Here is a 7,504-nt window from a genome sequence, read left to right on the forward strand (position 1 = left end):
GCGTGAATGTCTGCTCTGGGCGGAAAACCAGCAATGACGTTTCTTGTGTTCCTCACCATGTTTGCCCAAAACTCTGCCAACACAGTGTCCGCAACACAGCATCAGCCAACACTGTGTTCAACACTGCGAATCCGCAGTCAAAATAGTCAGCAACACGGCAAAAAGTGTGTTTAAGGTGTGTTTTTGAATTACACAACTTTAGCGCGCATTGCGCTTGGCTAAGCCATTGTTTTTATTGGTAAAAGTGGTGCCCAGGGGCGGAATCGAACCACCGACACGAGGATTTTCAATCCACTGCTCTACCCCTGAGCTACCCGGGCACGGGATGGGGTTGACCCCCTTGGGTGGCGTCGTTCTAGGTCAGGCATTAGGTGGTGTCCAGCGCCTTTTTGCCCAATTGTGTATTTCACCGTAATTCGCGCTAGTGAATGTTTTTCGCGGCCCGCTCGGCTTCTATTTCAAGTGCATCTACGATCTGATCCACGTCATCTGGATCCGTGCTGGCAATTGCATAATCACCACCAAGCCACTTTGCCAAATCGATGTCAGCGCAGCGTTTGCTGCAAAAAGGTTTGTAACTTTTATCCGCGTCGCGTTTGCAGATAGGGCAGGGCATCAGCTGTCTCCGAGAAGCAGGTTAAGGGGAAGGCGTTCGCGTTTGCGTTGAATTTCAAAGTGACCAAGCGGCGTCCAACCCACAAGGGACGTTTCGATTGGATCGCTCCTGAACGCTTGGCGAAGCGCACCTTCAACTTGCCGCCGGTCGGCTTTGGTCATTGGGGCGAAATCGATTGTGATCTGCCCGCCAAGGCCGCGCAGTCGAAGTTGCCTCGCCAGCTCTTTGGCTGCCCAAAGGTTCGCTTTCAGCCCGGATGCGGGCGATGTGTCTGCTCCAGTATTTACGTCGACGGCAACCAAAGCACGGGTTGGTTCGATGAACATCGTACTTTGGGCAAACCGTACGTCGATGTTGGTTAGCCCGTCCAATTGATCGAGAACGTTGCAGTCTTCAAAGCTGCCAGATTGCTGGGCAACTTCAGCAGGCTCAGTCCACTCGCGCCAAGCCAACAGATGTGGCTGATCCCCTTGCAACAAAACAGCAGGCGCCTCTACTTCGGACGCTAAAACTGTATCCGCCGCAGTCAACATTGCGGCAATATCTTCGGCGATGTCATCGTCATCCGCGCCAAAACTGGCCGAGCGTAGGATCACGCCGTAGGGGGCATCGCCTGCCACGTCGTGCAGGATAGTTTTGAGGCGGACGCGTTCTTCTTCGTCGCGTATTTGGCGGCTGATGTTCAGCCCCTGCGCGGATGGGGTTACAATTGCGTAGCGGCTTTTGAAAAGCAGTTTCGCCGTCACGGGGATGGCTTTGCCGTCTTCTGCGTGCCCTGTCACCTGAACCAAGATGCGGGCCCCTTGGGCGATGCCTTTGGTGCCACGCAAAAATCCTTGGCCGTCTGGTGTGCTGACGAAGATGCCGCCTTGGCCTTTGACAGGGCGGTCTGCGCGTGCCGCGTAAATGGTCCCAACAGTTGGCGTTCCGGCCGGAGGCGCGATCAGGATGTCGTCAAGACGTCCGTCGACCAGTAGTGCCGCGGCTTCGATGCCGTTGAGGTGATCGAGTGCAATCTGGCGACCCTTCATGAGGCGGCTCCGTAAATTGGGTAGCCCGCTGCTTCAAGCAACGTGGCGGTTTGTGCAAGGGGCAAGCCCATGACGGCAGAGTAGCTGCCAGAAATCCACGGGATGAATGCGCCAGCAGGGCCTTGAATGGCATAGCCGCCGGCTTTTCCTTGCCAGTCATCTGTATTGAGGTAGGTCGTGATCTCTGGCTCAGACAGGCGTTTCATCCGCACATCCGTCACAACATCGCGGGTCCATAGCTTGGTTGCTGTCTTGACGCTTACTGCCGTGATTACTTTATGACGACGGCCTGAAAGAAGGCGCAGAAAACGCTCGGCCTCATCGCGGTCCTCGGGCTTGCCAAGAATGCGGCGGCCAAGGGCGACGGTTGTGTCAGCGCAAAGGATAATTTCATCTTCAGCCGCAGCAAGGACGTTAGACTTTTCAACAGCCATGCGCATGCAGTAGGCGCGAGGTTGCTCGGCCTTTAGTGGTGTTTCATCAATGTCTGGTGAGCGGGTTTCGGTGATCGTCACACCCAACTGCCCCAGCAACTGACGCCGCCGGGGACTGCCAGATCCGAGGATCAGCTTCATTATTTGAAGCGATAGTTGATCCGACCCTTGGTCAGATCATACGGTGTCATCTCGACTTGGACTTTGTCTCCAGCCAGAACACGGATGCGGTTTTTGCGCATCTTGCCTGCCGTATGAGCGATAATTTCATGGCCGTTTTCCAGCTCGACCCTGAATGTCGCGTTCGGCAAGAGTTCCTTAACGACACCTGGAAATTCGAGCAGTTCTTCCTTAGCCATGTTCACTCCTGTAATGCGTCCGCCCTGTGCGAACAGGGCACGATATGATGCAGCGCCGCGCTGTTTTCAAGGCGTTTCTGAAATGTGACCACAAAGAGCGTCGAAACACCAATTTATCGGCTGAATTAGTACGTGGTTGTATCATTTATGCATGAAATTTACGTGCGACTTGTCGAACCTTATGCGGTTGCATGGTTCGTGGACACAGCTTTTGGGCGGCAATTTCAGCGTAGGTAGCCGTTTGATTTGGTTTGTTATCAATGGCAGGCGCAAGAGTTGGCGGCTTTATTCGGGCGCACTCAACCACTGATCTTATTCTGAAACGACAGGAGCGCCCCAATTATCAGTCATGTGTTTGATAATCTGGTCACGGGCCGCGCGGTAATGCTCAAGCTTTTCGTTGCGCTGGTCACCCATTCCGGTCGGGTCCATGATGGGCCAATACAGAACCTCAAGCGCATGGGTGCGGGTCAGTTCAAGGGCCGCACGTTGGGACGCAGGCGACAGGGCGACAATCACATCGAAGCTGCCCAAATCATCGCCCCATTGCTCCATTTCATCAAACGATCGCGCTCGGTGGCGTGACAGCTCGATCCCCATTTCTTCGCAAACGGCAACTGTAAAGCCGTCTACATCCATGTCGGATTTGACGCCGGCCGATTGCACGTATGTTTCTTGGCCGTAGAACTTTTTCATCAATCCTTCGGCCATCGGCGAGCGGACAGCGTTGTGGTCACAGCAAAACAGGATTGACGTGGGAAGGTGCTGTTCCAAATCTATCGTCCGAAATGCAAGACGCAGATAAGCGTAAAGAGGCGGCGGGCCGTGTCGTTGTCGACGTCGGCTTTGCCGTCCAGCCTGTCTTGCAGCACGCGCGCCCCTTCGTTGTGAATACCGCGCCGTGCCATATCGATCGTTTCAATTTGGTGGGGAGGCAGGGTTTTGACCGCTTCGAAATAACTTTCGCAAATCTGGAAGTAGTCTTTCACAACCTGACGAAACGGCCCGAGGGACAACAAGAACTGTGCTGCTGGCTCAGCATCAGCAGTGGTCAGGCTGAAGACCAGCCTCTTTTCCTTGATCGATAGATGCAAGTTATAGGGGCCGGCTGGCACGTCGCGGTCGTCGCGCACGGGCAGGGCGAAACTGTTGTCCTCCAACAGATCGAACATTGCTACCTTGCGCTCTTGCTCGATCTCGGGCGTGGGCGGGGCAAGGTTGCTGTCGTCCAAATCTATGGCGGCGATATGGCTCATTCAGGTTGCGGCTCGTTGAGGTGATCAAGGCGGGCCTGCACTGACAGACCATGCGCTTGTAGGCTTTCCGAAGTCGCAAGGCGAACCGCATTGGGGCCAATTGCACGCAAGGCGGCGGGGGTCATTTTCGCCAAGGTCGTGCGTTTGACAAAGTCCATGACGGACAGACCGGAACTGAACCGCGCAGAACGCGCTGTGGGCAGAACGTGGTTTGGCCCGCCAATATAATCGCCGATCGCTTCTGGGGTCCATTGCCCCAAGAAAATAGCACCTGCGTGTGTGATCTTGGCGGCAAGTGCGTCAACGTCTTCCACGCAAAGTTCAAGGTGCTCAGGCGCGATACGGTCCGAGAGTTCTGCAGCCTGATCAAGGTCTTTGACCACAATAATTGCGCCGTAATCGCGCCAACTTGGCGTGGCAATCGCCGTCCGTTCAAGGGTTTTGAGTTGCGCTTCAACTTCGTCGGCTACGGCCTGACCAAATGCAGCATCGTCGGTGATCAACAGGCTTTGCGCACTCTCGTCATGTTCGGCTTGTGACAGCAGATCAGTCGCGATCCATGCAGGATTATTGTGCTTATCGGCGATGACCAAAATCTCTGATGGACCGGCGATCATATCAATGCCGACTTTGCCGAACACACGACGCTTTGCAGCCGCGACAAACGCGTTTCCGGGGCCGGTAATTTTATCGACAGCGGGAATGGTCTGCGTGCCATACGCCAAGGCAGCAACCGCCTGCGCGCCGCCAATGCGGTAAATTTCATCAACACCTGAAATACGCGCGGCCAACAACACCAACGGATTGATGATGCCATCGGGCGTGGGGACGGTGATCGCAAGACGGCCCACACCAGCCACTTTTGCAGGCACCGCGTTCATCAATACCGACGATGGGTAAGAGGCCAAGCCTCCGGGCACATAAAGCCCTGCCGCAGATACAGGTGTCCAACGCCACCCAAGGGTCGCGCCCGTGTCATCGCTCCAGCTTTCGTCTTTTGGCAGCTGGCGTAGGTGGTAGGCGCGAATGCGTTCGGCGGCCATTTCTAGCGCTGCGCGGTCTGCATCGCTTACTTTGGCAATTTCGGCATCAACTTCATCTGCGCTGATCGCAAGGGTGTCGGGCGTCAAATCAAGCCGGTCGAACTTGGATGTCAGCTCAATCACCGCTGCGTCGCCACGTTGACGAACATCTGCAATAATGGCCGCCACAGCGTCATCCACATCCACACTGTCTTCGCGCTTTGCGGACAAAAGGGCGGTAAAGCGCGTCTCAAAGTCAGGGTCTGTGTGGGTCAAAAACTGGGGCATGTAATATGTCTATCTTGTTGTCCTGTGCGCCTCAATACGGACAGACGCGTGATTTTCAAATGTTGAGCCAGATCGGCAAAGGCGAAATGAGGGCGTTATTCGGGGTGATGCGGTGCGTCTTTTGCGGCTGCAACATAGGGGCGTGTCACGTCGCGCAGGCTTACCTCTATTGCTTCAACATGCAGCGAGATAGCGCCGTCGCCCGCAAGCACAAGCGTCAAGATCCCTGCGCCGTCATCACCCGCTTGCCATTCAAGCGCCAAGGGAGACAGGATTTGTTCTTTGTCAGCACGGTCGATGCCCATTGAGGACACCTTCAGAACGTCCTCCACGGCCAGCACCGATTGAACACGCTCAAAGGCGCGTCCACGTTTCTGGGCTTTTGGGGCATCTTCCCAACGGAACCGATTGAGCAGAATAGCAAAGCGACGCTTGCTTGGTTGCCACGCCATTTCGGACGCAGGAAAAACCGCGTCTTGAAGTAACGCCGATATCACGGGGATATCTTCGGGTGTGTGCCCCAATAGGCGAAGGGGCTTGTCTGCCCCGTCTTCAAAACGCGCGTCGCTCATGCGCCTTGCACACGCTGAACATTGGCCCCAATCGCGGCCAGTTTCTCTTCCACATGCTCATAGCCGCGATCAAGGTGATAAACGCGGTTCACAAGAGTCTCGCCTTGGGCCGCAAGACCCGCCAGAATAAGCGAAACGGATGCGCGCAGGTCTGTGGCCATCACTGGCGCGCCTTTGAGGCTGTCTACACCGGTAACGCGGGCAACGCCGCCCTGTACATCGATGTTGGCCCCCATCCGTACCAACTCTGGGGCGTGCATAAAGCGGTTCTCAAAGATTTTCTCTTCCAAAACAGATGTACCGTCCGCAAAGCACAACATCGCCATCATTTGCGCCTGCAAATCCGTTGGAAAACCCGGGAAAGGCTCTGTGGTGACGTCAACGGCTTTGGGGCGATCGCCGCGTAGGCTGACTTTCAGGCCGTTTTTCGTCTCGGAAATATTGACGCCTGCTGCATCCAGTTTTTCGGCGAACGCGCCGACCAAAGCCAACGTGCCACCCAGACACTCAACCTCGCCACCCGCGATGACAGGCGCCAGCATATATGTGCCAAGCTCGATCCGGTCGGTGACGACGGGGTGGGTCGCGCCGCCAAGACGCTCAACGCCCTCGATCGTAATGGTTGACGTACCGTCCCCGTCAATATGCGCGCCCATGCTGCGCAGACAGGTCGCCAGATCCACAATTTCAGGCTCGCGGGCGGCATTATTGATAACAGTGGTCCCTTTCGCAAGGGTCGCGGCCATCATGATGTTTTCTGTGGCACCAACGGATGCAAACGGGAAATCAATGACGGCGCCTTTGAGCTTTCCGCCGTCCGCCTTAGCGTGCAAATAACCGTCCTTAAGGTCAATCTGAGCACCCATTTTGGCCAGACCATCTGTGTGGATATCCATTGGACGCGCGCCGATCGCACAGCCACCGGGCAAAGACACAACTGCATGCCCCTCACGGGCCAAGAGCGGGCCAAGCACCAGATTGGAGGCGCGCATTTTGCGCACGATATCGTAATGCGCGGTGGTGTTGATTGTGCCGTGGGTCGACATGGCAACAACCTTGCCGTTTTGCAGGCTGGTTACTTCGGCGCCGAGACTTTCCAGCAGCGTTGTCATAGTCTTGATGTCTGACAATCGCGGCGTGTTGGTTAGTGTCAGTGGCTCATCACTCAGCAGCGTGACCGGCATCAGTGTCAGTGCCGCGTTCTTCGCGCCAGCAATCGGGATTTGTCCAGAAACAGCACCGCCGCCCTTTACCAAAATACTATCCATCGGGGTGTCCTATCCTCAATCGCCCGTCTGGGCTTTTTCATCCGTGTCTGATGCGCGCGCACGGGCCTGTGCCTTGCGGCGGCTCATGTTTGCTTTCAGCGCAGCTTTCAATCGCGCGTCACGGGCTTGTGCGGCGTTTTTGGCTTGGGTTGTTTTTTGTTTATCGCTCATATCAAGCGGCATACCGCAGTTGCCAAAAAGGGTCCAGATTGCGCTTGCACGATTTCCCAATTGCTCGTAAAGACGCTTCACTTTACGGCGCTGCTGTAGCTCAGAGGTAGAGCACTCCATTGGTAATGGAGAGGTCGAGAGTTCAATTCTCTCCAGCAGCACCACAGGCCCACTTAAAGCATTGTAATACCTCACTAATTCGACTGATCGAGTGAGCCGTAGACCATGCTAACTACCAAGCTGAACAGCTACACCTTCAATAAGAACGGTATCTGGTATTTCTCCCGTAGAGTTCCCGCTGATTTACGGCGGCATTATCGTACAAACAGGATTGCTTACTCTCTGAGGACTAAATCAGTCAGGGACGCTCGTATTAGGGCGATGAGTGATGCTGCTAAGCTAGATAGGCACTGGCATATCCTGAGGATTTCATCTGAAGACCTTCCAGGTAAGCATTTGCTCACTGATGCTGTGCAGGAGCCCGTCG

The 7,504-nt window shown here is 55.3% G+C and carries 11 protein-coding genes and 2 tRNA genes; 2 read left to right on the top strand and 11 right to left on the bottom strand.

Annotation, left to right across the window (positions count from 1 at the left end):
* Positions 1-245 precede the first annotated feature (245 nt).
* The 11 genes from NIG5292_RS13740 to NIG5292_RS14725 form a co-directional block, all read right to left on the bottom strand.
* A tRNA-Phe gene (locus NIG5292_RS13740) sits at positions 246-320 on the bottom strand.
* A gap of 101 nt (positions 321-421) precedes the next feature.
* Positions 422-616 carry a DNA gyrase inhibitor YacG gene (locus tag NIG5292_RS13745; protein ID WP_048600112.1) on the bottom strand — a complete coding sequence of 65 codons (195 nt, stop codon included), beginning with the start codon at positions 614-616 and terminating at the stop codon, positions 422-424.
* A complete protein-coding gene (locus NIG5292_RS13750; protein ID WP_048600113.1) occupies positions 616-1,647 on the bottom strand; it encodes a ribonuclease E/G in 1,032 nt (343 codons plus the stop codon). Before NIG5292_RS13750 ends, NIG5292_RS13745 begins: the two co-directional genes overlap by 1 nt.
* Positions 1,644-2,222: a Maf family protein gene (locus tag NIG5292_RS13755; RefSeq protein WP_048600114.1), complete on the bottom strand. Its 579-nt coding sequence runs from the start codon at positions 2,220-2,222 to the stop codon at positions 1,644-1,646. The genes NIG5292_RS13750 and NIG5292_RS13755 overlap by 4 nt, the downstream gene beginning before the upstream one ends.
* The gene (gene infA / locus NIG5292_RS13760) at positions 2,222-2,440 is read right to left on the bottom strand and encodes a translation initiation factor IF-1 (RefSeq protein ID WP_007205486.1); all 219 of its coding nucleotides are present in this window, start codon (positions 2,438-2,440) and stop codon (positions 2,222-2,224) included. Before infA ends, NIG5292_RS13755 begins: the two co-directional genes overlap by 1 nt.
* 312 nt (positions 2,441-2,752) lie before the next feature.
* The gene (locus tag NIG5292_RS13765; protein WP_048600119.1) at positions 2,753-3,151 is read right to left on the bottom strand and encodes an arsenate-mycothiol transferase ArsC; all 399 of its coding nucleotides are present in this window, start codon (positions 3,149-3,151) and stop codon (positions 2,753-2,755) included.
* A gap of 65 nt (positions 3,152-3,216) precedes the next feature.
* Positions 3,217-3,696: a UPF0262 family protein gene (locus tag NIG5292_RS13770; RefSeq protein WP_048600115.1), complete on the bottom strand. Its 480-nt coding sequence runs from the start codon at positions 3,694-3,696 to the stop codon at positions 3,217-3,219.
* The gene (gene hisD, locus NIG5292_RS13775) at positions 3,693-5,006 is read right to left on the bottom strand and encodes a histidinol dehydrogenase (RefSeq protein ID WP_048600116.1); all 1,314 of its coding nucleotides are present in this window, start codon (positions 5,004-5,006) and stop codon (positions 3,693-3,695) included. Before hisD ends, NIG5292_RS13770 begins: the two co-directional genes overlap by 4 nt.
* 95 nt (positions 5,007-5,101) lie before the next feature.
* Positions 5,102-5,578 (bottom strand): DUF2948 family protein, encoded by a 477-nt coding sequence (locus NIG5292_RS13780; protein WP_048600117.1) that lies wholly within the window; start codon positions 5,576-5,578, stop codon positions 5,102-5,104.
* Positions 5,575-6,846, bottom strand: a complete 1,272-nt coding sequence (gene murA / locus NIG5292_RS13785; protein ID WP_048600118.1) for a UDP-N-acetylglucosamine 1-carboxyvinyltransferase — start codon at positions 6,844-6,846, stop codon at positions 5,575-5,577. Before murA ends, NIG5292_RS13780 begins: the two co-directional genes overlap by 4 nt.
* A 15-nt stretch (positions 6,847-6,861) precedes the next feature.
* Positions 6,862-7,098: a hypothetical protein gene (locus tag NIG5292_RS14725; protein ID WP_143082014.1), complete on the bottom strand. Its 237-nt coding sequence runs from the start codon at positions 7,096-7,098 to the stop codon at positions 6,862-6,864.
* A gap of 8 nt (positions 7,099-7,106) precedes the next feature.
* On the opposite strand from NIG5292_RS14725, the gene NIG5292_RS13790 reads away from it, so the two are divergent.
* A tRNA-Thr gene (locus tag NIG5292_RS13790) sits at positions 7,107-7,181 on the top strand.
* A gap of 61 nt (positions 7,182-7,242) precedes the next feature.
* Positions 7,243-7,504 (top strand): DUF6538 domain-containing protein (locus NIG5292_RS15365; RefSeq protein WP_370726556.1); only part of this gene is annotated, 262 nt, incomplete at its 3' end.

Origin of the sequence: Nereida ignava, from assembly GCF_001049735.1 — a bacterium.
Lineage (GTDB): Bacteria > Pseudomonadota > Alphaproteobacteria > Rhodobacterales > Rhodobacteraceae > Nereida > Nereida ignava.

What these genes read in the sequence shown, in the direction of transcription:
- NIG5292_RS13745 (WP_048600112.1), bottom strand. Translation starts at nt 616, where the DNA reads ATGCCCTGCCCTATCTGCAAACGCGACGCGGATAAAAGTTACAAACCT.
- NIG5292_RS13750 (WP_048600113.1), bottom strand. Translation starts at nt 1,647, where the DNA reads ATGAAGGGTCGCCAGATTGCACTCGATCACCTCAACGGCATCGAAGCC.
- NIG5292_RS13755 (WP_048600114.1), bottom strand. Translation starts at nt 2,222, where the DNA reads ATGAAGCTGATCCTCGGATCTGGCAGTCCCCGGCGGCGTCAGTTGCTG.
- infA (WP_007205486.1), bottom strand. Translation starts at nt 2,440, where the DNA reads ATGGCTAAGGAAGAACTGCTCGAATTTCCAGGTGTCGTTAAGGAACTC.
- NIG5292_RS13765 (WP_048600119.1), bottom strand. Translation starts at nt 3,151, where the DNA reads ATGGCCGAAGGATTGATGAAAAAGTTCTACGGCCAAGAAACATACGTG.
- NIG5292_RS13770 (WP_048600115.1), bottom strand. Translation starts at nt 3,696, where the DNA reads ATGAGCCATATCGCCGCCATAGATTTGGACGACAGCAACCTTGCCCCG.
- hisD (WP_048600116.1), bottom strand. Translation starts at nt 5,006, where the DNA reads ATGCCCCAGTTTTTGACCCACACAGACCCTGACTTTGAGACGCGCTTT.
- NIG5292_RS13780 (WP_048600117.1), bottom strand. Translation starts at nt 5,578, where the DNA reads ATGAGCGACGCGCGTTTTGAAGACGGGGCAGACAAGCCCCTTCGCCTA.
- murA (WP_048600118.1), bottom strand. Translation starts at nt 6,846, where the DNA reads ATGGATAGTATTTTGGTAAAGGGCGGCGGTGCTGTTTCTGGACAAATC.